We start from the raw sequence: 23630 nt of genomic DNA, 5'->3' as shown, positions 1-23630 counted from the left end.
GGCGAGGACGAGCCGGCGCGGGCCCGGGCCGCGGGCCGCCGCTGTCAGAATTCGGGGAACGGCAGCGGCTCCTCTTTGTAATACATCACCGCGATCACCCGTTTGCCCGACTTCGGATCCTTGGTGATCGACACGTTGGTGATCATGCCGTTCTTCTGGAACGAGAGGAACGACTGCTCGCCGCCCTGGTATTCCTGCGTCGTCTTCCAGCCGCCGTGCTCCATGTCGTCCTTGTAGAAATTGAAGACCTTCGGCGCTTCGGCGCTGTCGACCATGAAGATGACGTTGTGGGCGCTGTTGGCGAGCTGCTGTACCTGCGCGACTTTCGCCCCGTCGAAGACCGGCACGTCGCTCGGGAAGTCCTCGGGGAGCTTGGCCTCGACCGGGGCCGTCGGCAGGGTCGGCGCCGGCCGCGCCTCCACCGCATCGGGGGTCACCTCGCCCCTGGCGATGTCGGGCGCCGAGCGCTCGTTGCTCTTCAGCATTCCGAACTTGCTCGGCGTGCGAGGCTGTGGCGTCGGCGGCGCCTCTGGGGTCGAGCTGCTGCAGGTGCACGAGCTGAACGTCAGTGCCAGTACGGCGGCGGCCACGAACGGGGACAGGCGCGTCATTGGTTCCTCGACCTCCTCGACCTCGACCGCCGACTGTACACGGATGCATCGGCTCGGCCAAATCACCCCGGGGCGTGCCGCTACTGCCATCCTCGGCATCCTGCGCCGCCTGGGCCGATGCCCCTCCGCCGCCGCGCCCGGGGTTGGTTGGCAGCCTCCCGGCGAGCTGTTAGCGTTCCGGCGTTTCGCCATGGGCAACCGTTTCTGCACGCAGTGCGGCGCCACGCTGCTCTCCGAGGCGCGCTTCTGCACCGCCTGCGGGCAGCGCGTGGGCAGCGCGCGGGTCGCCCTGCGCGGCCCCGGCCTCGAGCGCTGGGCGCCGCTGCTCGTGCTCGGCGCCGTCCTCGCCCTGGGCGGATTCGCGGTCGCGATCGGCAGTCGTTCGGCGCCGCCGCCGAACATCCCGCCGCCACGCGGCCAGCAGGCGCAGGCGCCGGGCGGCATGCCGGCGGACCATCCGCCGCTCGAGGTGCCCGAGGACGTCCGCAAGGTGATCGCCAAGATGGCGGACACGGCGAAGCAGAAGCCGGACGACCTCGAGGCCTGGCGCCAGCTCGGCTTCGTCCAGTACCGCGCCGGCCAAGTGGATCCGGCCTATCTGACCGACGCCACCGCCACGTATGGGCACGTGCTCGAGAAGGCGCCGGACGACCTCGATGCGCTGCGCGCCCTCGGCAACATCGCCTACGACCGCAACGACCCGGCACAGGCGATGGAGCTCTACCGCCGCTATCTGACCCACAAGCCGGACGACCTCGGCATCCAGACCGACCTCGCCACCATGCAGCTCGCGGCCAAGCAGTACGACGACGCGCTCGCCGGCTACCAGGCGGTGCTGCGCAGCGATCCGACGTTCTTCCAGGCCCAGTTCAACCTCGCCATCGCCTACCGCGCCAAGGGCGAAGACGAGCTGGCGGTGGCGGCGCTGCGGCGGGCGCGCGAGATCGCGCCCGACGACGACACCCGCCAGCGGGTCGATCAGTTGGTCGCGCACGTGTCCGGCGGGCCGCCGCCGGGCGAGGGCGCGGCGCCGGGCGGCGCCGGCGCGGGCGCTGCCGGCGATCTGCACGGCGCGGTCGAGGCGATCTTCCGCTCGCACCCGATCGCCGGCTCGCGCGTCGACCGCATCGACTGGACCGGCGACGACTCGGCGCGCGTGCTGCTGCGCGAGTTCCCGATGAACAGCATGCCGCCGATGGTGCGGCAGAAGTTCGTCGACCGCATCCGCGGCGGCCTCCGCCAGGCGAAGAGCGACCACCAGGTGACCGCCCCCGTCACCGTCGAGCTGGTCGATGCCGAGAGCGGCACGGTCATGGAGACCATCGCCGAATGACCGGCGCGCGGCGTTCGCCGCGCCGCCGACGAGAGCGCACAGCGATGAGCGACGAACAGCCCTACTACCTGCCGGTCGGCGACGAGGTCGGCATCTTCGAGGCGGCCTACGCCTGCCGCCTGCCGATCCTGCTCAAGGGCCCGACCGGCTGCGGCAAGACGCGGTTCGTCGAGCACATGGCGCACCGGCTGCGCAGCGGCGGCGAGCACGGCGTCGCCGGCAACCTGATCACCGTCGCCTGCCACGAGGACCTCACCGGCAGCGATCTGGTCGGCCGCTACCTGATCAAGGGCGACGAGACCGTGTGGGTCGACGGACCGCTCACCCAGGCGGTGCGGCTGGGGACCTTCTGCTACCTCGACGAGATCGTCGAGGCGCGCAAGGACACCACCGTCCTCATCCATCCGCTGACCGACCACCGCCGCATCCTGCCGATCGACAAGCGCGGCGAGATCATCGAGGCGCATCCCGACTTCCTGCTCGTCATCTCCTACAACCCCGGCTACCAGAGCGTGCTCAAGGATCTGAAGCACTCGACCCGCCAGCGCTTCGTCACCATCGATTTCGACTATCCGCCGCGCGACAAGGAGGCGCAGGTGATCGCGCACGAGAGCGGCGCCTCGCTCGAGGTCGCCATGGATCTGGCGAAGCTCGGCGAGAAGGTGCGCCACCTCAAGGCGAGCGGCCTCGAGGAGGGCGTCAGCACCCGCCTGCTGGTCTACGCCGGCCAGCTCATCCGCCAGGGCGTCGCCCCGCGCCGTGCCTGCCAGGTATCGGTCGCCAAGTCGCTGACCGACGACGTCGAGAGCCAGCGCGCCATCGACGATCTGGTCGGATCGATCTTCGGGGATTGATCGCACGGACGCCGATCCACGAATGAACATGGATCCCCGCCGCCCTTCCCCGCGATGAACACGGAGCCAGACACCGGGACCGGCGGATGCGTCCGGTCGCCAGCGACGCGGCCGTGCGGGTCGGTGTCCATCGGCGGGCAGCGGCGGCGGGCCAGCGTTCAGCCGTGTCGCTGATCGACGATGTCTGAGCGCAGCCCGCTCCGCGCTGTCTGGCTGAGCAGCCACCTCCTCGACGATCCCGAGGGCGCGGCGGCGCACGCGGCGGCCGAGGCGCTCGGCGCCGCGGTGCACGCGCCGATGCTGCAGGTCGGCGACCGCCTCGCCGCGCTCTCGGCGGTCCTCGCCCAGCGCTACTACCGGCGAGCCGCCGCCGCGTGGGAGGCGTTCGGCGCCGACGGGTTCGCCGAGTGGGTACGGCTCGGCGAGGATCTCGCGGGCGGCGAGCCCGCGTGCCGCGACGGCGCGATGGCCTATTTCGCGCTCGCGCCGGCCGCCTTCGGGCGCGAGCCGCTGTCCACCGCCGCCGCCTGGTGCGGGCTCGGGCGCGAGCTCGCGGCGACGTCGAGCAAGCTGGCGGCGACGTTCTTCCGCACCACCGGCTCGCTGCTGCGCCGCGGCGACGGCCTCACCCGCCTGCGCGCCTGGGTCGAGATCGGCCGCGACCTCTACGGCCAGCAGGGATGGCAGGGCGAGTTCCTCGCCCAGGCCTACTTCGCCGCGGCGCCGCAGCCGGTGGTGATCCTCGATCCCTCCGCCTACCGGCTGTGGGCCGGCGCCGGCGCCGCGCTGTACCCGACGATCAAGGAGCGCGAGCTCTTCGCCACCCTGCCGCGGGCCCTGCGCGGCTGGGGCGCCGAGGAGCAGGCCGATCTGCTGCGCACGGTGATCGCCCTCGCCGTCGCGGCGGCGCGGGATGCCGCCGCCCTCTACCGCGACCTGCCCGAGTCGCTCGCCGCGCTCGCCGCGCCGGTGCGCGCCGCCCTGCTGCGGGCCTTGCGCCAGACCGGCAAGCGGCTGGCCGGGGCCGCCGCCGACATCGCGCCGGTCGCCGGCCCGCTCGTCCTGCAGGTGCCGGAGGCGCAGCGGCTCGACGCCCTGGCGCAGCTCGAGCGCGTCGCCGCCACGTGCCCGACCGCCACCGTCGCGGCGCTGCGGGCGCTGCCCCGCGTGTACGAGGAGGCGGCGCCGGCGATGGTGCGCGAGTGGTTCGACACCGGTCTGCGCCTGGCGCGGGACAATGCCGACGCCGGCATGGCCTACTTCGCCCTCGAGTCGCGCACCAGCCTGAAGGTGCTGCGCGCGACCTCCACCGCCGCCACCCTCGAGGAGGTGCAGGGCCTGCTGCGCAAATACGTCCAGATGCTGAGCGGCGAGGCGGCGTCGCTGCGCTCGCTCGACACCATTCGCCTCCGCCCGCCGCTCGAGGAGTGCCCGGCGGAGAACGAGATCGCGCTGCCGCTGCGCATCGACTGGCTGCCGACCCACGAGGACAACCAGCGCCTCTACCGCTTCGTCGCCGCCCAGCTCGCCGGCCGGCGCGAGTTCGGCACCTACGCGTTCACGCCACCGGACGGCCCACCGTCCGCCGAGGTGCCGCCGGGCGGCGCGCTCTGTCACCACCTGTCCGATCCCGCCCGGCCGGAGGCGCTGGAGGAGCTCTTCCTGCTGGCGGAGGGGGTGCGCGTCCACCATCGCCTGTGCGCCGAGTACCGCGGCCTCGCCGCCGAAGGGCGCTGGGTCGCCGACCGCCTGCTCGAACGCTGGGCGACGCTGCCGGCGCCGCCGCGCAGCGGGCGGCTCGACGCCGTGTTCTGCCTGGCGCTGCGCGGCGCGCCAGCGCCGGCGCTGCCGCGCTGGCTCGACGAACCCGGCGCGCGACTGATCGTCGCCTGCGTCGCGCCGCTGGCCGATCCGCGCGCCACGGTCGAGGATGCGCTGCGCGTGGCCGACTCGCTGGCCGGCGCCCTCGCCGCCGCCGAGCCCGCCTACCTGGCGAGCGACCGCGACCTCGACGGCTTCGCGCTCGACCAGATCACCGGCGACGCGCTGCTCGACATGTACGGCGACGACGAGGGGCCGCCGGCGCCGAGCGGCGAGGCGCCGCGCACCGAGGCGGCGCCGTCGAGCGGCGAGCGCCTCGCCGACGACGAGCGCCTGCCGCTGCAACTCTCGCCCGACGAGATGCAGGGCGCCGGCGGCGCCGTGCCGATGTCGCCCGAGGAGCTCAAGCGCCTGCTCGACAGCGGCGCCAGGCTCGACATCACGCAGGCCGCCGCCGAGGACGTCGACGGCATCGGCCTCTTCATCACCGATCTCATCGGCAAGCTCCCCAGCGAGCAGATCGACGAGCTGCGCGCTCTCGTCGGCGACCCCGAGGCGGGCGCCCGCCGCGCCCGCCGGCGGCTGCCGGACGAGCGGAGCGACGGCTCCTTCTTCGCCTACGACGAGTGGGACTATCACATCGACGACTACCGCAGCGCCTGGTGCCGGCTGTACGAGCTCAACATCGAGGGCGACTCGGGCGAGTTCTTCACCCAGGCGCTGGGCGACTACGCGCGCCTGATTCCCGAGGTGCGGCGGCAGTTCCAGCGCGTCCGGCCGGAGATGTACCGCACCGTGCGCGGGCTCGAGGACGGCGAGGACTTCGACCTCAACGCCGCCATCGCGGCGCGCGTCGACCGCCGCGCCGGCCTGGCGCCGTCGAGCCGCGTCTACGTCGCCCGCAAGCGCGAGGAGCGCGACGTCGCGACCCTGTTCCTGGTCGACATGAGCGCCTCCACCGACGAGCCGTTCGAGAGCAACGGCGCCGGCCGCGGCTCGAGTCGGTCGCGCCGCATCATCGACGTCACCAAGGAGACGCTGGTGATCATGGCCGAGGCGCTGGAGGAGATCGGCGATGCCTACGCGATCTACGGCTTCTCCGGTCACGGCCGCGAACGGGTCGAGGTCTACCGCGTGAAGTCGTTCGCCGAGGCCCTGACCTCGACGGTGAAGGGCCGCCTCGGCGGCATCGAGCCCAAGCGCAGCACCCGCATGGGCACCGCGCTGCGCCACGCGGTGGAGAAGCTGTCGGCGGTGAGCTCGCGCGTGAAGCACCTGTTCCTGCTCAGCGACGGCTTCCCCCAGGACTACGACTACGGCCAGGACCGGCGCAGCAACGTGTATGGCATCCGCGACACGGCCGCGGCGCTGCGCGAGGCCGAGGCCACCGGCGTGACGCCCTTCTGCATCACCGTCGACAAGGCCGGCCACGACTATCTGCGCCAGATGTGCGACGAGAGCCGCTACATGGTGATCGAGGACATCACCGCCCTGCCGCGCGAGCTGCCGAAGATCTACCAGCGCATCGTCCGCGCCTGAGCGCCCACCTCGGCCGTGCTCGCCGCCCCCGGGCGTTCCGCTGTCCCCCACATGCGCGAGGTCGTGTCCGACTGCTTCGCGGAACGGAGAAGAGAGCGGCGGCGCGGGGCCGGTGTGACGACCTGGCGGCGATGTGCGATGAAGGCGGCGCAATGGAGATGCTGACGTCGCGGCGGCTGGTCCCGACGATCGATCGCGTCGTCTTCGTCGCGTGACGGAACGGCGGTGTCGTCGACGTCGGCCTTCACGCCTCCCCCCGAGGAGGCGCCGCGCCAGAGCGAGTGCGGCGCGGTGGTGCGGGTCGTGCTGGTACCCTCGCCCGGCCGCATCGCGCCGCTCGACTATCGAGCGCCGACGTCGCTGGCACCGGGGACGCGCGTCCTGGTGCCGCTCGGCGGCCGGCGGGCGATGGGGGTGGTGCTCGAGGACGGCGCGGCGCGCGCGGCGCTGCGCGATCTGATCGCGGTCCTCGACGAGCAGCCGGTGCTCGACGCCTCGCTGATGCGGCTCGCCGGCTGGATGGCCGACTACTACCTGAGCCCGCTCGGCGAGGTGCTGAGCACGGCGCTGCCCGGCGCGCTGCGCATCGAGACGGCGCGCGCGGCGATGCTGATCGCCGACCCGCCCGACGAGCTGCCGGCCGCCGAGGCGGCGGTGGTGGCGCTCCTCGGCGCCGCCGAGGTGCCGGTGGCGACGGTCGCCGAGAAGCTGGGCGCGCGCGGCCGGCGCGGGCTCGCGGCGCTGGTCGGGCGGGGCGTGGCGCGGATCAGCGAACGCCTGCTGCGCGAGGTCGCGCCGACCCGTCGGCAGCGCTTCTACGAGGCCGCGGCGGCGGTCGACGACGGCCATCCGGCGCTCGCCCGCCGGCCGGCGCTGCGCGCGCTCTACGCCTACCTGCGCGACCATCCGCTGCGCCGCGCCCCGGAGCACGAGCTGCGGCACTCGTTCCCCGACGCGCGCGCCAAGCTGCGGGTGCTGCTCGACGCCGGCCTGGCGCGGGTGCGCGAAGAGGAGCAGTACCGGCCGGTGCTGCCGCCGGTCGCCGCGCGCGACGTCGCGGTGGCGCTGACGGCGGCGCAGCAGGCGGCGGTCGACGCGATCGCCGGCGCGCGCGACGCGGGGTTCGTCGCCTGGCTGCTGCACGGTGTCACCGGCAGCGGCAAGACCGAGGTCTACCTGCGCGCCATCGCCGCCATGCCGCCGGGGATGAGCGCCCTGGTGCTGGTGCCGGAGATCTCGCTCACCCACCAACTCGTCGAACGGGTGCGGGCGCGCTTCGGCGACGCGGTCGCCGTGCTGCACAGCCAGCTCTCGGTCGGCGAGCGCTGGGACGAGTGGCGGCGCATCGCCCGCGGCATGGCGCGCATCGTCGTCGGCGCGCGCTCGGCGGTGTTCGCGCCACTGCGCCGGCTCGGCCTGATCATCGTCGACGAGGAGCACGACGGCTCGTACAAGCAGGGCGACGGCGTGCACTACCACGGCCGCGACGTGGCGGTGATGCGCGCCAAGCTGGCGGCCTGCCCGATCATCCTCGGTTCGGCGACGCCGTCGATGGAGAGCCTCGCCAACGCCCGCGGCGGGCGCTACCGCCTGCTCGAGCTGCCAGAGCGCGTCGCCAACCGGCCGCTGCCGCCGGTGCAATTGGTGGACCTGCGCGCCCACGCCGCGGCGCAACCGCCGGTGCTCACCCCCGAGCTGGCGGCGGCGCTCGAGGCCAATCTCGCGGCCGGGGGGCAGAGCCTCGTCTTTCTCAATCGCCGCGGCTTCGCGAACTTCCTGCAGTGCCGCGCCTGCGGCGAGCCGGCGATGTGCCCGAACTGCAGCGTCGCGCTCACCGTGCACCGGCGCTGGGGCGCCGCGCGCTGCCACTACTGCGACTACACCGTCCGCCCGCCGGCGCTGTGTCCCGAGTGCCGCGAGGCGGCGCTCATCGAGTGGGGCGTCGGCACCGAGCAGCTCGAGGCGCTGCTGCGCCAGCGCTTTCCCGGCGCCCGGGTGGCGCGCATGGACCGCGACACGACGCGGCGCAAGGGCAGCCAGCAGGCCCTGCTCGGCGACTGGCGCGCCGGCCGCTTCGACATCCTGATCGGGACCCAGATGATCACCAAGGGGCACGACGTGCCGGGGGTGACGCTGGTCGGCGTCGTGCTCGCCGACGCCGGCCTCAACTTCCCCGACTTCCGCGCCGCCGAACGCACCTTCCAATTGCTGGCCCAGGTGGCGGGCCGCGCCGGCCGCGGCGAGAAGCCGGGCCGGGTGATCGTGCAGACCCTGCAGCCGGAGCACTACGCGCTGCAGGCGGCGGCGACGCACGACTACGCCGCCTTCGCCGCCGCCGAGCTGGCGGCGCGGCGCGAGCTCGGCTACCCGCCGTTCTCGCGCCTCGTCCTCCTGCGCTTCGAGGGACCCGAGGCGGCCGCGGTGGAGGCGCTCGCCGCCGCCGCGGCGCGCACCCTGCGCGAGCGCGCCGACGGCCGCTTCGGCGTGCTCGGTCCGGCTCCCGCCGCCATCGAACGGCTGCGCCAGCGACATCGCCACCACATCCTGGTCCGCGGCCCGCAGGGCGGCGTGCTGCGCCAGGCGGTCGGCGAGGCGGTGCCCGAGCTGCGCGCCGCCGCCCGCCCCAGCGACACCCGGGTCATCGTCGACGTCGACCCGCAGCACCTGCTGTGAGCGGCGCGGCGGGTCCTCCGGCCCGGCGGGCGCGGCGTCACTTTTGCCCTTCCTCCGCGCCGGCGGCCGGATACCCTGCGCGCATGACGACCCGCCTGCGTTCGCTGCCGCTCGTCGGCGTGCTGGTGCTGCTGGCCGCGTGCGGCGGCGACGATCACTCGGCGACGCCCACGCGCACCGCGACACCGCCACCCGCCACGCCGACCGCGACGCCGAACCCGCTCGCCCAGGCCTGCCGCGACAGCGGCGGCGCGGTGGGCAGCGCGGCGTGCTGCCTGGGCACCGCCGACTTTGCGTCGAGTTGCGGCGGCATCGGCGCCTGCGGCTGCGCCCCGTCCGCGAGCCACCAGGTGGCGCGCTGCGAGTGCCCGGGCGGCACCTGCTGGAGCGGCAGCGCCTGTGTCGCGCCCGCCACCGCGACGCCGACCGCGACCCCGGCGCCCGACCCGCTCGCCCAGGCCTGCCGCGACAGCGGCGGCACGGTGAGCAGCGCGCTGTGCTGTCTCGGCAGCTCCGACTTTCCCGCGACCTGCGACATCGGGGCCTGCGGCTGCGCGCCGTCCGCGAGCCACCAGGTGGCGCGCTGCGACTGTCCCAACGGCACCTGCTGGAACGGCAGCGACTGCGTCGCGGACCTCGCGCCCTGAACGCCGGCTCCAGCCGCGCGTCCCCTGGGCGCCGCCAACGGCCGGCGCGCCGCGCCCGCGAGCCTGACGTTGACATCGGCACGCCGGCGCCATAGGGACGCGCGGTCCGGGAGAGGAGGCGCGCCACTCGAGGGGCCGCCTCGCACAGGAGGGAGTCCCATGGCGCACACCCGATGGCTGCGGCGAGTCCGCGCGTTCACCCTGTCGCTGCTCGTCGCGGCATCGGCGACGGCGGCGCGCGGCGTCGACGGCGTGATCGAGATCAACCAGGCCCGCGCCAAGGCGGGCGGGGTCACGCCGAGCGACGCGGCGAAGTTCCCGGTCACCATCGATCGCCCCGGCAGCTATCGACTGACCAGCAACCTCGACCTCACCGACGCCGCGGCCCGCGGCGGCGGCGCGACGGCGCAGGACACGACGGCGATCCTCGTCACCGCCAACGACGTCACCATCGACCTCAACGGCTTCAGCATCCTCGGGGCCACCACCTGCGTCGGCACGCCGGTGGGCTCCTGCTCGCCGCTCGGCAGCGGCGTCGGCATCGACGCCACCGGCCGACAGGGCGTGGCGGTGCGCAACGGCGGCATCCGCGGCATGGGAGCGAACGGCATCACGCTCGGCACCTTCGGGCGCGTCGACAGCGTGCGCGTGCTCCACTGCGGCGGCTCGGGGATTCAGGGCTCCACCGGCGTCGTCACCAACTCGGAAGGGTCGGTGAACGGCGTCGACGGCATCGCCGATCCGTCGGTGGCCTCGGGCTGCGTCGGCAACGGCAACAAGGGCGACGGCGTTCGCGGCGGGTCGATCCTCAACGCCTTCACCCAGGCGAACGGCGGCAACGGCGTCGTCGCGTCGGTGGCGATCGGCTGCCAGACCGGCGGCAACGGCGGCACGGACCTCGTCGCCGCCGGCGCGCCGAAGATGAACAGTTGCGGCGCGCTGCCGTGCCCGTGAGACGCGGCGCCTCGCCTCGGTCGAGACCCATGACCGCCCGCCGTCGCCGCTGGCCGCTGGCGCTGCTGGCGCTGGCGCTCGTCCCATCCATGGCGGCGGCTGCGCCGGTGCTGCAGTCGCTGCGCTACACCACCGACGTCGCGGTCGAGCTCGGCGCCACCCTGGTGACGCCGCAGACCGTCGCCCAGGAGACCGCCAACGGCCTCGTGTCGCTGGTGCCCGTCGGCACCTATCCCGCGGGCAGCGGCATCGTCGCCTATGACCGCGCCGGCAACGGCGACCAATTCCTCGCCTTCGACGTCGACCTCGAGCTGCCCGGCGGCCTGATCGTCCGCCCCGGCGATGTCGTGCGCTTCGACGGCGCTACCTACGCGCTGGCCTTCGACGCCGCCGCCCGCGGCGTGCCGTCCGGCGCGCAGGTGGATGCGCTGCGCGTGCTCGGCGCCGGCAAGTTCCTCCTCTCGTTCGATACCAGCGTCGACTTCGGGTCGTTCGTCGCCGACGACGAGGACATCGTGCAGCTCGACGGCGCGGTGGCGACCCTGTTCTTCGACGGCTCGCAGCACGGCGTGCCGGACGGGTTGGATCTCGACGCCTTCGATCGTCTCGCCAACGGCGATCTGCTGCTGTCCTTCGACACCAGCGGGGTGATCGCGGGAATCGCCTTCAACGACGAGGACGTGCTCGCCTTCACGCCCGCCACCAATGCCTGGAGCCTGGTCTACGCCGGCGCCGCGCAACATGCGCGCTGGGCCGCCGCCGACCTGTCGGCCCTGTCGGCGACGCTCGGCGGCGTCGCGCCGCCGCCGCCGTCGATCCAGGGCAGCATGCCCGGTCCCGGTGGCATGGGCGGCAGCGGCGGCATCGCGTCCGGAGCCACGCGGGTCTTCGGCGTCGGCGCGCCGCACGCGCAGTCGGATGACGCCTGCCTCGCGATCTTCGCCGCCGGCGCCAACGGCGTTCCCGACCAGCCGCCGGGCAGCGTCGACGACGAGTTGCTGGGCACCGGCAGCACGGACGCGAACGGCAACTTCGTCGATGCCTCCGGACTGCCGGGCATTCCGCTCAACCGTCCGGTGACCCCGAACGACCTGCTCTTCGCGGCGGACCTGTGCGGAGGTCGCGTCGGCGGCACCGCGTCCATCCGCGTGCCCGCGCCGGCGCTGGCGCCGCCCGCGCTGGTCCTGGCGTTCGTGGTGCTGGTGGCGGTCGCCTGGCGGCGCCGCCAACGCTGGGCCTGACCGGGCGCCTCGCGGTCCGTCGCGAAGCCTGCGGCGGCGCCGCGGCCCCGTCAGCGCGGCGCCGGCTGGCCGATGCCGGCGCGGGCGCGGCGCATGCGGGCGCGGGCGGCCGTGATGGCGAAGAAGGTCGGGATGTTCACGTGCAGGCTGCGCATGGCCCACGCCCAGCGCAGCTCCGGTCCGAGGCGCGCGCGCAGCGTGCCCTGCGCGTAGCGCGGCGCCCCGAACAAGAGGTCGAGATCGACGGTGGCGCGCGTCGTCCGCTCGCGCGCGCCCGCGACGTCCGGCGGCGCCGTGTCGAAGACGGCTTCGACCAGCGCGAAGACGCGCGCGAGATGGGAGCGCATGCGCCAGCGCTCGGCGAGCGCCACGGTCGCGGGCCACTCGCTCGCGTAGCGCTGCGCCGCCCAGGCGAGATCGCAGAGGTGGAGGAGGCGGAAGTTGGCGAGGTAGTGCCGGGTGGCGTGCGCGGCGAGGTGCAGCAGCGCGGCCGGCGGCGACAGCGTCGGCACGGTGGTGCCGTCGAGGGACAGCGCGCGTACGTGTTCCCACAGCGCGTTCTCGTCCGCGGGCAGGCGGTCGGGGGCGATCCGCCAGTGCAGATCGACGCCCAGCAGCCCACGGCGCGGAGGCGCGGCCCAATCGTGCGCGGCGAGGTGGCGGTCGGCGAACCGGCGCGTCAATCGTTCCGCGACCGCGCGCTCCGCGGCGCTCAGCTCGCCGCGCGCGATCAGCCAGACGCCGAGGCGATAGCCGAGGCGCTCGAGCGCCGCTTCGGCGCGCGGCACGTCGGCGGCGCGGACGACGACGTCGATGTCGGAGAATCGCCGCCGTTCCGGCGCGCCGTAGACCTCGTGCGCCAGCACGCTGCCCTTGATCACGAAGTAGGGCACCGCGGCCTCGCCGAACGCCGTCGCCAGCATCGCCAGCGTGCGCGCCGCCATCTCCCCGCGGGCGACGGCGGTGCGCTGCGCCGCGGCGATCCGCTCCCCCAGGTCCTCGCCCAGCCGGGCGGGCAGGCCGGCAGCGGCGGCGCGCGCTGCCAGCAGCGCTTCGACCTTGTGGGCCTGGGCCAGGTCGAACAGCGCTGGCCAGTCCACCGCCGCCGACCCGGCCGCGGCGGCGAACGCCGCGCCGTCCGGGCGGAGCGCGAGCCGCAGCAGGGCACGGGTCGCCGCGTCTGCCCCACCTGCCGTCACCTCGGAACCCGCCTCGACACCGCCGGCGACTATGCCGGCGCGCCCGGCGCCTTGTCCAGGCGGGGCGGGTCCACGAGTGGCCGACCCTGCTGCATCGCCGGCGCGATTGCGGTAGCTTCCGCGCGATGGCCCTGCGACGCATTCTCAAATACCCGGAACCGGTCCTGAAGAGGACGGCGACCGATGTGACCAACATCGACGGCCAGGTCGACGAGCTGCTGCGGGACATGGTCGACACGATGTACGCGGCGCCGGGCGTCGGACTGGCGGCGCCGCAGGTGGGCGTCGGCGAACGGATGATCGTCGTCGACGTCGACACCGAGCATCCCGGCCAGCATCTCCTGAAGCTGATCAACCCGGTGATCGCGGAGCGCGAGGGGACGATCCTCTGGGAGGAGGGATGCCTCAGCGTCGTCGACTACACCGCCGAGGTGCGGCGCAGCGCGCGCATCCTCCTCAAGGCCTGGAGCGTCGATCAGCGGGAGATCGCGATCGAGGCCGACGGCCTGCTCGCCGTGGCCCTGCAACACGAGCTCGACCACCTCGACGGCAAGCTCTTCATCGATCGCATCAGCGCCCTCAAGCGCGACTCGTACAAGCGCCGCCTGCGCAAGATGATCCGCGACGGCATCGACCTCGACACCTACAAGCCGGCGCGCGCGGACGACGCCGGCATCTGAGCCCCGACGCGATGAGGGACGACCATCAACGCGGCGGCGTGGGGACGCCCAGCCCGGGGCGAGAGGCGGCCTCGACGACCCGGCCGCCGAGGCCGCTGGCGGGTGGGGTCGCGAACGCCGATCCGGGCCCGCAGGCCCCTGCGCCCTGGCGCGGCTTCGCTCCGCGGCGCTGATCCCGTCTCCGCCACAGCGAGACTCCCGCATCCCGCCCCGCCATGAGGTATCGCGTCGCGTTCTTCGGCACGCCCGAATTCGCGGTGCCGGTCCTGCAGGCGCTGATCGACGGGCCTGACGACGTGGTCGGCGTCGTCTGCCAGCCGGATCGGCCGGCCGGCCGGGGCCAGAAGCTGCAGGCGCCGCCGGTGAAGCAACTGGCGCAGGCGTGCGGGTTGCGCGTCGCGCAGCCGGTGAAGCTCCGCAGCGACGAATTCCCCGCCGCGCTGGCGGCCTGGCGGCCGGATCTCGCGGTGGTCGCGGCCTACGGCCGCATTCTGCCGCCGCGGATCCTCGAGACGCCGCATCTCGGCTGCCTCAACGTGCACGCCTCGCTGCTGCCCGCTCACCGCGGCGCGGCGCCGATCCAGTGGGCGATCCTCGAGGGCGATGAGCGGACCGGCGTCACCATCATGCGGATGAACGAGCGCATGGACGAGGGCGACGTGCTGCTGCAGCGCGCGACGCCGATCGGCGCCGACGAGACCTACGGCGCCCTGCAGTCGCGGCTGGCGCTGCTCGGCGCCGCGGCGCTGATGGAGGCGCTGGACGGCCTCCATGCCGGGACGCTCACGGCGACCCCGCAGGATCACGCGCGGGCGACGTTGGCGCCGATGATCCGCAAGGAGCAGGGCGCGATCGACTGGCGGCGGCCGGCGGCGGTGCTGGCGCGCCAGGTGCGCGGCTTCAATCCGTGGCCCTCCGCCCACACGACGCTGCGCGGCAAACTGCTCAAGGTGCACGTCGCCCACCCGGAGCGCGGCGGCGGCGAACCCGGCTGCGTGGTCGCGATCGGCGACCGCATCCGCGTCGCCACCGGGGAGGGGGTGCTGGCGATCGAGACGCTGCAGCTCGAGGGCCGCAAGGCGCTGCCGGCGCGCGAGTTCACCCGCGGCGGCGGCGTGGCGGTGGGAGAGCGGCTTGGCGCCGCGGCCGCCGCGCGCTGAGCCGCGACGCCTCGCCTGGCGGGTGCTGAACGCCGTCGAGGACGGCGCGTTCGCCGACGCCGCGCTCGGCACCAGCCTGCGCGGCGCGCACCTGGAACCGCGCGACCGCGGCTTCGCCACCCAGTTGGTCTACGGCACGCTGGCCTGGCAGGGGCTCCTCGACCACGTGCTCGCGCATCTGGGGCGCGCGCCGCGCCGGCTCGACGTCGAGGTGCGGACGCTGCTGCGGCTGGCCCTCTTCCAGCTCGTCCGGCTCGATCGCGTGCCGGCGTTCGCCGCCGTGGACACCGCCGTCGAGCTGGCGAAGACGATCAAGGGCGGCGCGCCGAGCGGCCTGGTCAACGCCGTGCTCCGCCGCTTCCTGCGCGAAGGCCGGCCGCTCCACCTGCCGCCCGAGTCCGACCGCACCGCTCACCTGGCGGTCGCGACCTCGCATCCGCCCTGGCTGGTCGAGCGCTGGCGCCGCGAGCTCGGCGACGCGGAGGCGGCGGCGCTGCTGGCGGCGGACAACGACGCGGCGCCCACCGTGCTGCGCGTGCTGTCGGCGCGCGTGCCGCGGTCGACGGTGATCGCCGCGCTCGCCGACGCGCAGGTCGCGGCGCGGCCGACGACCTACGCGCCCGACGGCCTGGTGCTGGAGACGGCGGCCGATCCGATCGCGCTGCCCGGGTGGCGCGACGGGTGGTTCACGGTGCAGGGGGAGGCATCGCAGCTCGTCGCGGCGATGCTCGGGGCGCGGCCGGGCGGCCGCGTGCTCGATGTCTGCGCCGCGCCCGGCGGCAAGGCGCTGGCGGCCGCCGGGCAGGTCGGTGGCCGCGGCGTCGTGCTGGCCCTCGACCTGCAGCACGGCGGCCTGGCGCGCCTCGGCGCCGAGGCCGGGCGACTGGGATTGCGGATCGTCCGCGCCCGCGCCGACGCGACGCGGCTGCCGCTGCCCGCGGCGGCGGCCTTCGACGCGGTGCTGGTCGACGCGCCGTGCTCCGGCCTCGGGACCCTGCGCCAGCATCCGGAGATCCGTTGGCGGCGCCGGCCGGCCGATCTCGCCGATCTCGCCGCCCTCCAGTCGCGGCTGCTCGCGGCCGCGGCGCCGCACGTCCGCCCCGGCGGCGTGCTGCTCTATGCCACCTGCACGATCGTGCGCGCCGAGAACGACGACGTCGTCGCCGCGTTCCTGGCGTCGCATCCGGATTTCGCCACCGATGATCCGCGCCGGCTGCTCCCCGCCGCGGCGCACGCGCTGGTGGACGCCGGCGGCGCCCTGCGCACCGCGCCGCACCGCCACGGCCTCGACGGGTTCTTCGCCGTGCGCATGACGCGCCGCTGAGCCCGGCCGCCGGGCGCGCGCGCCGGCGCGGTGGTCTCGTGGACCGATTCCCGGTAAGGTCCGGACCGTGAAGCGGATCGCGGCATCGATTCTGGCAGCGGACTTCGGCCGCCTCGGCGCCGAGGTGAAGGCGGTCGAGGCGGCGGGGGCCGACTGGATCCACGTCGACGTCATGGACGGGCACTTCGTGCCCAATCTCACCATCGGCCCGCCGGTGGTGGCGGCGATCCGGCGGGCGACCGAGCTGCCGCTCGACGTGCACCTGATGATCACCAATCCCGACCGCTACATCGCGGACTATGCCAAGGCGGGCGCGACCTACATCTCGGTGCACCAGGAGACCTGCCCGCATCTGCACGCCGTCGTGCAGGACATCCGCGCCCACGGCTGCAAGCCGTCCGTGGTGCTCAATCCGGCGACGCCGTTCCATACTCTCGACGACATCCTGCCCGACATCGACATGGTGCTGGTCATGAGCGTCAACCCCGGCTTCGGCGGGCAGAGCTTCATCTCCACCGCGCTCGACAAGCTGGCGCTGGCGAGTCGCATCAAGCGCGAGCGCGGGCTGGACTTCCTGATCGAGGTCGATGGCGGCGTGAAGACCGGCAACGTCGGCGCGGTGTCGGCGGCGGGCGCCGAGGTCTTCGTCATCGGCACCGGCATCTTCCAGACCGCGAGCTACCAGGCGACGATCGCCGAGATCCGCGGCGCCATCGGCTGAGCGACCGCCGCGGCGTGCGCGGCGGTGTGCGCGGTGACGAGCGCGGTCGCCAGCGCGCGAGCGGACGGCGCGCCGGCGCGCGGAGCGCCCAATCGACGCGGCGTCCGTCGCGGCGTCGCGGATCTGCCGCGGCACCGTGGGCGCGGCGCCCTTCCTGCGCCGCGTCGACTGCGCTGTGTGGGATGGCATGGCATCGGCAGACGGAGTCGGAGCGTTCTCCGCCTGTTCCCGATGGATCGTTCCCGCATCGCATCCCGCACCCGCCGTCGCGCCGCCCCGCCGGGCGCGGCCGGCGCGCCGCCGCCGGCGAGATGGCGAGGCGTATGATCACTCGGCGTCGCATCGGCCGGCGGAGCGTGCGGCGGGCGGCCGCGCCGCCGCCGGGCTCGCCGATCGACACGCTGCTGGCGGCGGTCCCCGACTTTCTGTGGAGCGCCGACTTCGACGCCGCCCGGCGCCTGCGCGCCCGCTACCACTCCCCGATGGCCGACCAGATCCTCGGGCGGCCGCTGCGCGACCTCGCCGACGACGAGACGCGGTGGGTGGAGATGGTGCACCCGGACGACCGTACGCGGGTGCGCGCGGCGGTGGCGCGCCTGTGGGCCGGCGAGACCGAGCACGAGGAGGTGGAGCTCCGGATCCTCCACCCCGACGGCGCCATGTGCTGGGTGCGCAGCCGGATGCATCGCGGCCGCAGCGACTACGGCGGCGTGCGCCTGCAGGGCGTCGTCAGCGACATCACCGGTCGCGTCCGCGCCGAAACGGCGTTGCGCGAGAGCGAGGGCCGCTACCGCGACCTCGTCGAGCGCAGTCCCGACGGCATCGGCGTGCATCGCGATCTGCGCCTGGTCTTCCTCAATCGCGCCGGCGCCGAGCTCCTCGGCGCGCGGCGGCCGCTCGATCTGATCGGCCAGTCGATCTTCGACTTCGCCCATCCCGAGGATCGCGCCCGTCTGATGACGCGGGCGCTGAGCGCCATGGAACGCCGCGCGCCGGTGGACACCGTCGAGCACCGCTTCGTGCGGCTGGACGGCGTGATGGTGGACATGGCGGTGACCCTGCTGCCGTTCGGCGCCACCGCCGATGGGACCCTGCAGGTGATCCTGCGCGACGTCACCGCCCAGCGCCGGGCGACGGCGGCGCTGCGGGCGAGCGAGGAGCGATACCGGGCGTTGTTCGACAACGCGCGCGACGCCATCTTCGTGCTCGACCTCGAGGGGTTCTTCGTCGAGCTCAACTCCGTCGGTCGGCGGGTGACCGGGTACGACGAAACCGAGGCGCGGCGCATGCACGTCGGCCAGTTGCTCGCCGACGAGGACCTGCCGCGGCTGCAGGCGCTGCTGCGGCGGTCGATCGCCAACCTGCCGGTGCCGTCGGTGGTCGAGGTCGAGATCCGCACCAAGGAAGGGCGCCGCCTGCCGGTCGAGGTCAGCACCCGCGTGCTGCTGCGCGACGGCAAGCCCTTCGGCTTCCTCGGCATCGCCCGCGACATCAGCGAGCGGCGGCGCGCCGATGGCGAGTTGCGGGCGCTCAACGACACCCTGGAGCGGCGGGTGCGCGAGCGGACGGCGCAGCTCGAGGCGGCGAACGCCGACCTCGAGGCGTTCAGCGCCTCGGTCTCGCATGATCTGCGGGCGCCGTTGCGGGCCATCGAGGGATTCAGCCGCGCCCTGCTCGAGGACGCGGGCCATCAACTCGACGCGCGCGGACTGGCGCATCTGCGGCGCGTGCGGATCGCCACGGCGCGCATGGGCGAGCGCATCGAGGCGCTGCTCGGCCTGGCGCGCACCGCCAGCGGCGAGATCGAGCGCGCGCCCGTCGACCTCGGCGCGCTCGCCCGCGCCGCGCTCGACGACCTGCGGGCACGCGATCCCGGGCGCGACGTGCGGATGACCGCCGGCGATGGACTGCAGGCGCACGGCGACCGCCGCCTGCTGCGTGTCGTGATCGACAACCTGCTCACCAACGCCTGGAAGTACAGCGCGCCGCGCCCGGTGGCGGCGATCGAGGTGGGGGTGATCGCCGGCGCGCCGGACGTCTTCTTCGTCCGCGACAATGGCGTCGGCTTCGACCCCGAACACGCGGCAACCCTGTTCCAGCCCTTCGTGCGCCTGCACGGCGAGCGCGAGTTCGACGGCGTCGGCATCGGCCTGGCGACGGTGCAGCGCATCATCCACCGGCACGGCGGCCGCATCTGGGCGGACGGCCGCGTCGGCGCGGGCGCCGCCTTCTTCTTCACCCTCGAGCCCGGCAGCAGCGCCGGCGCCGCCCGGGGCCTCGCCTCGGCCTGATCGCGGCGCGCCGCCCTCCTCACCGTGGTCGCGGATCCGCCGGCCGCCGCGGCGCGCGCGCTCCGCGCCGGTTGGTTTGCAAAGCCGAACGGGTGTGTTAGGCACCGTGCCTTCACTGCATTCGTTCCGGCCGCGGCCGGGCCCTTCGAGACGGGGTGTAGCTCAGACTGGTAGAGCGCACGGTTCGGGACCGTGAGGTCGCTGGTTCAAGTCCAGTCACCCCGACCATTCTCGCCCATGCCCAGGATGCTCGTCCTTTCCGCCGTCCTGGCCGCGTTGCTGGTGCCCTCGGCCGAGCGCGCGGCCGGGGCCAGTGTCGCCGGAACCATCACCGGGGCCGCGGCGGTCAACGTGCGCCGCGGACCGGGTCCGGACACCGCGGCGATCACGGCCCTGCATCGGGGGGCGCGGGTGCAGGTGGAGGAGCGGGTGGGGCAGTGGGTGGTGGTGGTGCTCGAGAGCGGCGAGCGGGGCTACGTCAACGCCGCCTTCGTCGAGCTGGCCCCGGGCGCGGCGCTGCCCGCCATGGCCGCTGTCGCGACGGCCATCGACACGCCGCCGGCGGCGACGCCTGACCCGACGGCGACCGCCGTGGTCGCCGCAGCGCCGGCGATCGACCGCGAGCTCGCCGCGTTGCGCGAACGCCTGGCGTCGCTCGAGGCCGCCGTGGAGCACTCCGGCTCGACCTCCGGCTCCCGCCCCCGGGCCGAGGAGCCGGCTGTCGCGCCTCCGCCCGTGCCGACCATCGTCGAGCCACCGGCAGCGCTCGACGTCGGCCCGTCATTGGCCCTCGCCGGGGTCGGCCTGATCATCGGCTTCCTGTTCGGGACGCTGTACGGGCAGCGCCAGGAGCGCAACCGGCGGTCGCGGGTGCGCTTCTGAGTCGCGGGTCGCTTCTGAGAGGAGCGGCACTGCCATGCGCTCGACCCCCGGCTAGGCGCTGGCACGCCCACGGCGTGCACCAGTCGGGGGCAGAAATTCTGGGCCCGGTACAGCCAACACCAACCGCGCAACCGCCTGCCTCGGTGCTCCCGTCCGAGCACCGCTGAAGCTTCCGACCCTTGCATCAGCGATGGCCCCGCTCTGCCCGCTTTCTGGGCAGTGCCCGGCAATTGAGCAGTGATGGCCGGGATGCGAGGGCTCTTAGCGACGCATTGCTGGATCGCTGACGTCGGCACCGCGGTTGCTCACTCGCCAGGTCGGGCTTTTCAACCACTGACAGAGCAATGCGTTCGGGAGCATCGGCAGCGAGGCCCGGGCGAGTTCGAAGGGGGTTCCAGACGATGAGACGGATAGCGCGGTACGGGTGCGTGGCAACGGTCTGCCTGTCGGCGGCGCAGGCGATGGCACAGGAAGGAGCGGCGTCGACGTTGGATACCGGCGACACGGCATGGATGCTGGCCTCGGCCGCTCTGGTGCTCTTCATGACGCCGGGACTGGCGCTCTTCTACGGCGGCATGACGCGGCAGAAGAACATGCTCGGCACGATCATGCACAGCTACTTCATCATCGGCCTGGTGAGCATTCACTGGGCCGTCATCGGCTACACGCTGGCCTTCGGCACCGACATCGGCGGCCTCATCGGCGGCTTCGATTATCTGTTCCTCAACGGCGTCGGCCAGGGGCCGAGCCCGTTCGCCAAGACGATTCCCGACATCCTCTTCGTCATGTACCAGGGGATGTTCGCGGTGATCACGCCGGCGCTGATCAGCGGCGCGTTCGCCGAGCGGATGCGGTTCGGACCGTTCGTCGTCTTCACCCTGCTGTGGGCGACGCTGGTCTACGCGCCGATCGCGCACTGGGTGTGGGGTGGCGGGTGGATGGGAGCCGGCCGCCTCGGGGCGCTCGACTTCGCCGGCGGCACGGTGGTGCACATCAGCTCCGGCGTGGCGGCGCTGGCGTCGGCGCTGGTGCTCGGGCGCCGGCTCGGTTGGCCGCGCGAGCCCGTGCTGCCGCACAACCTGCCCTTCACCGTGCTGGGCGCCGGCATCCTGTGGTTCGGCTGGTTCGGCTTCAATGCCGGCAGCGCGCTCGCCTCGAGCGGGCTCGCGGCATCGGCGTTCGGGGCGACGCATCTCGCGGCCGCGGCGGCGACGCTCTCCTGGGCGCTGGCCGAGTATCTCGAGCGCGGCAAGGCGAGCGTGCTCGGCGCCGCCTCGGGGTCGGTCGCCGGCCTGGTGGCGATCACGCCCGCGGCGGGCTTCGTCGGACCGATGGCGGCGGTGCTCATCGGCGCCGTCGCCGGCGGGCTCTGCTACTTCGCCGTCAGTCTCAAGTTCAAGTTCGGGTACGACGATTCGCTCGACGTCGTCGGCGTGCACGGCGCCGGCGGCACCTGGGGCGCGCTCGCGACCGGTCTCTTCGCCAGCGCAGCGGTGAACTCCGGCGGCGCGGATGGGCTCTTCTTCGGCAATGCGGCGCAGTTCGGCATTCAGGCGGTCTCGGTCGTCGCCACCATCGTCTATTCGTTCGCCGTCTCGTTCGTCCTCCTCAAGGTGGTGGATGCGACGATGGGTCTGCGCACCAGCGAGGAGGAGGAGGTGATGGGACTGGATCTGTCGCAGCACGGCGAGCGCGCGTACAGCCTGTGACCGGGCCGGCTCGCTTTACAGCTCTGGGAAGCTTGGCGTAGATACCGCGACGCCGCACGCAAGGAGAAGCCATGAAAAAGGTTGAAGCGATCATCAAGCCCTTCAAGCTCGACGAGGTGAAGGAGAGCCTGAGCGCGATCGGCGTGCAGGGCCTCACCGTCAGCGAGATCAAGGGGTTCGGCCGTCAGAAGGGCCACACCGAGCTCTATCGCGGCGCCGAGTACGTCGTCGACTTCCTGCCCAAGGTGAAGCTCGAGATCATCGCCGCCGACGAGAAGGTGGCGGAGGTGGTCGCCGCCATCGAGAAGGCGGCGAAGACCGGTCGCATCGGCGACGGCAAGATCTTCGTGCTGCCGATCGAAGAAGTCATCCGCATTCGCACCGGCGAACGCGGCCCCGACGCCATCTAGCATCGTTCGTTCGAGGTACCACCCGATCCCTCACCACCATCAACCGCGCTTCCGCACGCCGGGAGCACCCATCGCAATGGAGAAGGAGGTTTAGCCGGATGTCCGCAAAGGACGCGATCAAGTTCGCCAAGGACAACAAGGCGACGTGCGTCGACCTGAAGTTCATGGATTTCCTTGGCACGTGGCAGCACTTCACGCTGCCGATGAGCGAGTTCAACGAGGGCCTGTTCGAAGAGGGCAGCGGCTTCGACGGATCCTCCATCCGCGGCTGGCAGCCGATCAACGCGTCGGACATGCTCATCGTGGCGGATCCCGCGACGGCGGTGATGGATCCCTTCACCGCGGCGCCGACGCTGAGCCTCATCGGCAACGTCGTCGATCCGATCACCAAGGAGGAGTACTCCCGCGATCCGCGCCACATCGCCAAGAAGGCGGAACAGCACCTGAAGGCGACCGGCGCTGGCGACATCGCCTACTTCGGCCCGGAGCCGGAGTTCTTCATCCTCGAGGACATCCGCTTCGACCAGAACTCGCACAGCGGCTACTACTTCCTGAACTCCGACGAGGGCATCTGGAACACCGGCCGCGAGGAAGGGCCGAACCTCGGCTACAAGCCGCGCCACAAGGAAGGCTACTTCCCGGTGCCGCCCACCGACTCCCAGCAGGACATTCGCCAGGAAATGGTGATGTACATGGAGAAGGTCGGCATCGTGGTCGAGAAGCAGCACCACGAGGTCGCCACCGCCGGCCAGGCGGAGATCGACATGCGCTTCGCGCCGCTGCTGAAGATGGCCGACAACCTGCAGTGGTTCAAGTACGTGGTGAAGAACGTCGCCCGCAAGTGGGGCAAGACGGCGACCTTCATGCCGAAGCCGATCTTCGGCGACAACGGCAGCGGCATGCACGTCCACCAGTCGATCTGGAAGGGCGAGAAGCCGCTCTTCGCCGGCAGCGGCTACGCCGGGATGAGCGAGCTGGCGATGCACTACATCGCCGGCATCCTCAAGCACGCGCCGGCGCTGGCGGCGTTCACCAACCCGACCGCCAACAGCTACCGCCGCCTGGTGCCGGGCTTCGAGGCGCCGGTGAACCTGGCGTACTCGAGCCGCAACCGCTCCGCCGCCGTCCGCATTCCGATGTACTCGCCGAGCCCGAAGGCGAAGCGCATCGAGGTGCGCTTCCCCGACCCGACCGCCAACGGCTACCTGGCCTTCGCCGCCATGCTGATGGCCGGGCTCGACGGCATCGAGAACCGCCTGGCGGCCGGCGATCCGCTCGACAAGGACATCTACTCGCTGACGCCGGAGGAGCTGAAGGACGTTGCCGGCATGCCGGCCTCGCTCGAGCAGGCGCTCGCCAACCTGAAGAAGGACCACGCCTTCCTGCTCAAGGGGGACGTCTTCACCGAGGACGTCATCGAGACCTGGATCGAGTACAAGATGGAGAACGAGGTCAGCGCGCTGCGCCTGCGGCCGCATCCGTACGAGTTCTTCCTGTACTACGACGCGTGATCGGCACCGCCGATCGGAGCGACGGCCGGCGCGCGTGAGCGTGCCGGCCGTCGTTGTTTCGAGGCCGAGG

Annotated in this window: 18 protein-coding genes and 1 tRNA gene; 17 read left to right on the top strand and 2 right to left on the bottom strand. The window is 73.2% G+C overall.

Going from position 1 to position 23630, the window contains the following annotated elements; translation table 11 throughout:
• Window positions 1-44 precede the first annotated feature (44 nt).
• Complete coding sequence (locus tag KF840_00180) at window positions 45-611, bottom strand: hypothetical protein (GenBank protein MBX3023307.1); 567 nt, start codon at window positions 609-611, stop codon at window positions 45-47.
• Window positions 612-801: 190 nt separating this feature from the next.
• Between KF840_00180 and KF840_00175 the strand changes: the two genes are divergently transcribed.
• The 7 genes from KF840_00175 to KF840_00145 all read left to right on the top strand — a co-directional run bounded on the left by KF840_00175 (window position 802) and on the right by KF840_00145 (window position 11673).
• Window positions 802-1944: a tetratricopeptide repeat protein gene (locus KF840_00175; protein MBX3023306.1), complete on the top strand. Its 1143-nt coding sequence runs from the start codon at window positions 802-804 to the stop codon at window positions 1942-1944.
• The gene (locus KF840_00170) at window positions 1941-2798 is read left to right on the top strand and encodes a CbbQ/NirQ/NorQ/GpvN family protein (GenBank protein ID MBX3023305.1); all 858 of its coding nucleotides are present in this window, start codon (window positions 1941-1943) and stop codon (window positions 2796-2798) included. The genes KF840_00175 and KF840_00170 overlap by 4 nt, the downstream gene beginning before the upstream one ends.
• Window positions 2799-2978: 180 nt before the next feature.
• A complete protein-coding gene (locus tag KF840_00165; GenBank protein MBX3023304.1) occupies window positions 2979-6158 on the top strand; it encodes a hypothetical protein in 3180 nt (1059 codons plus the stop codon).
• A gap of 225 nt (window positions 6159-6383) precedes the next feature.
• Complete coding sequence (gene priA, locus KF840_00160) at window positions 6384-8831, top strand: primosomal protein N' (protein MBX3023303.1); 2448 nt, start codon at window positions 6384-6386, stop codon at window positions 8829-8831.
• Between the two features lie 83 nt (window positions 8832-8914).
• Window positions 8915-9478 (top strand): hypothetical protein, encoded by a 564-nt coding sequence (locus tag KF840_00155; GenBank protein MBX3023302.1) that lies wholly within the window; start codon window positions 8915-8917, stop codon window positions 9476-9478.
• A gap of 159 nt (window positions 9479-9637) precedes the next feature.
• On the top strand, window positions 9638-10432 hold the full coding sequence (locus KF840_00150; protein MBX3023301.1) for a hypothetical protein: 795 nt from the start codon (window positions 9638-9640) through the stop codon (window positions 10430-10432).
• Window positions 10433-10461: 29 nt separating this feature from the next.
• Complete coding sequence (locus tag KF840_00145) at window positions 10462-11673, top strand: hypothetical protein (GenBank protein MBX3023300.1); 1212 nt, start codon at window positions 10462-10464, stop codon at window positions 11671-11673.
• Window positions 11674-11723: 50 nt separating this feature from the next.
• Here the strand turns inward: KF840_00145 and KF840_00140 are convergent, their stop codons facing one another.
• On the bottom strand, window positions 11724-12872 hold the full coding sequence (locus tag KF840_00140) for a nucleotidyltransferase family protein (protein ID MBX3023299.1): 1149 nt from the start codon (window positions 12870-12872) through the stop codon (window positions 11724-11726).
• Between the two features lie 125 nt (window positions 12873-12997).
• Here KF840_00140 and def point away from each other — a divergent pair, with 125 nt between their 5' ends.
• From def to glnA, 10 genes are all read left to right on the top strand, one after another.
• Window positions 12998-13552, top strand: a complete 555-nt coding sequence (gene def, locus KF840_00135) for a peptide deformylase (protein MBX3023298.1) — start codon at window positions 12998-13000, stop codon at window positions 13550-13552.
• A 215-nt stretch (window positions 13553-13767) separates the two neighbouring features.
• Window positions 13768-14712 (top strand): methionyl-tRNA formyltransferase, encoded by a 945-nt coding sequence (gene fmt, locus KF840_00130; GenBank protein ID MBX3023297.1) that lies wholly within the window; start codon window positions 13768-13770, stop codon window positions 14710-14712.
• Window positions 14713-14734: 22 nt separating this feature from the next.
• Complete coding sequence (rsmB, locus tag KF840_00125; protein MBX3023296.1) at window positions 14735-16036, top strand: 16S rRNA (cytosine(967)-C(5))-methyltransferase RsmB; 1302 nt, start codon at window positions 14735-14737, stop codon at window positions 16034-16036.
• 67 nt (window positions 16037-16103) lie between these two features.
• Window positions 16104-16757, top strand: coding sequence for a ribulose-phosphate 3-epimerase (locus KF840_00120; protein ID MBX3023295.1), 654 nt, complete (start codon window positions 16104-16106; stop codon window positions 16755-16757).
• Window positions 16758-17080: 323 nt separating this feature from the next.
• Window positions 17081-19048 carry a PAS domain S-box protein gene (locus tag KF840_00115; GenBank protein MBX3023294.1) on the top strand — a complete coding sequence of 656 codons (1968 nt, stop codon included), beginning with the start codon at window positions 17081-17083 and terminating at the stop codon, window positions 19046-19048.
• A 151-nt stretch (window positions 19049-19199) separates the two neighbouring features.
• A tRNA-Pro gene (locus tag KF840_00110) sits at window positions 19200-19276 on the top strand.
• Between the two features lie 18 nt (window positions 19277-19294).
• Complete coding sequence (locus tag KF840_00105; protein ID MBX3023293.1) at window positions 19295-19930, top strand: SH3 domain-containing protein; 636 nt, start codon at window positions 19295-19297, stop codon at window positions 19928-19930.
• A gap of 488 nt (window positions 19931-20418) precedes the next feature.
• Complete coding sequence (locus KF840_00100; protein ID MBX3023292.1) at window positions 20419-21639, top strand: ammonium transporter; 1221 nt, start codon at window positions 20419-20421, stop codon at window positions 21637-21639.
• Window positions 21640-21710: 71 nt separating this feature from the next.
• Complete coding sequence (locus KF840_00095; protein ID MBX3023291.1) at window positions 21711-22049, top strand: P-II family nitrogen regulator; 339 nt, start codon at window positions 21711-21713, stop codon at window positions 22047-22049.
• A gap of 98 nt (window positions 22050-22147) precedes the next feature.
• Window positions 22148-23560, top strand: a complete 1413-nt coding sequence (glnA, locus tag KF840_00090; GenBank protein MBX3023290.1) for a type I glutamate--ammonia ligase — start codon at window positions 22148-22150, stop codon at window positions 23558-23560.
• The last annotated feature ends 70 nt before the right edge of the window (window positions 23561-23630 follow it).

The organism is bacterium (assembly GCA_019637795.1).
Taxonomy (GTDB): Bacteria; Desulfobacterota; Binatia; order HRBIN30; family CADEER01; genus JAHBUY01.
This window is presented reverse-complemented; position numbering and strand designations above follow the sequence as displayed.

What these genes read in the sequence shown, in the direction of transcription:
- KF840_00150 (MBX3023301.1), top strand. Translation starts at nt 9,638, where the DNA reads ATGGCGCACACCCGATGGCTGCGGCGAGTCCGCGCGTTCACCCTGTCG.
- KF840_00165 (MBX3023304.1), top strand. Translation starts at nt 2,979, where the DNA reads ATGTCTGAGCGCAGCCCGCTCCGCGCTGTCTGGCTGAGCAGCCACCTC.
- KF840_00095 (MBX3023291.1), top strand. Translation starts at nt 21,711, where the DNA reads ATGAAAAAGGTTGAAGCGATCATCAAGCCCTTCAAGCTCGACGAGGTG.
- def (MBX3023298.1), top strand. Translation starts at nt 12,998, where the DNA reads ATGGCCCTGCGACGCATTCTCAAATACCCGGAACCGGTCCTGAAGAGG.
- glnA (MBX3023290.1), top strand. Translation starts at nt 22,148, where the DNA reads ATGTCCGCAAAGGACGCGATCAAGTTCGCCAAGGACAACAAGGCGACG.
- KF840_00115 (MBX3023294.1), top strand. Translation starts at nt 17,081, where the DNA reads ATGATCACTCGGCGTCGCATCGGCCGGCGGAGCGTGCGGCGGGCGGCC.
- KF840_00155 (MBX3023302.1), top strand. Translation starts at nt 8,915, where the DNA reads ATGACGACCCGCCTGCGTTCGCTGCCGCTCGTCGGCGTGCTGGTGCTG.
- KF840_00175 (MBX3023306.1), top strand. Translation starts at nt 802, where the DNA reads ATGGGCAACCGTTTCTGCACGCAGTGCGGCGCCACGCTGCTCTCCGAG.
- KF840_00145 (MBX3023300.1), top strand. Translation starts at nt 10,462, where the DNA reads ATGACCGCCCGCCGTCGCCGCTGGCCGCTGGCGCTGCTGGCGCTGGCG.
- fmt (MBX3023297.1), top strand. Translation starts at nt 13,768, where the DNA reads ATGAGGTATCGCGTCGCGTTCTTCGGCACGCCCGAATTCGCGGTGCCG.
- KF840_00105 (MBX3023293.1), top strand. Translation starts at nt 19,295, where the DNA reads ATGCTCGTCCTTTCCGCCGTCCTGGCCGCGTTGCTGGTGCCCTCGGCC.
- KF840_00180 (MBX3023307.1), bottom strand. Translation starts at nt 611, where the DNA reads ATGACGCGCCTGTCCCCGTTCGTGGCCGCCGCCGTACTGGCACTGACG.
- KF840_00170 (MBX3023305.1), top strand. Translation starts at nt 1,941, where the DNA reads ATGACCGGCGCGCGGCGTTCGCCGCGCCGCCGACGAGAGCGCACAGCG.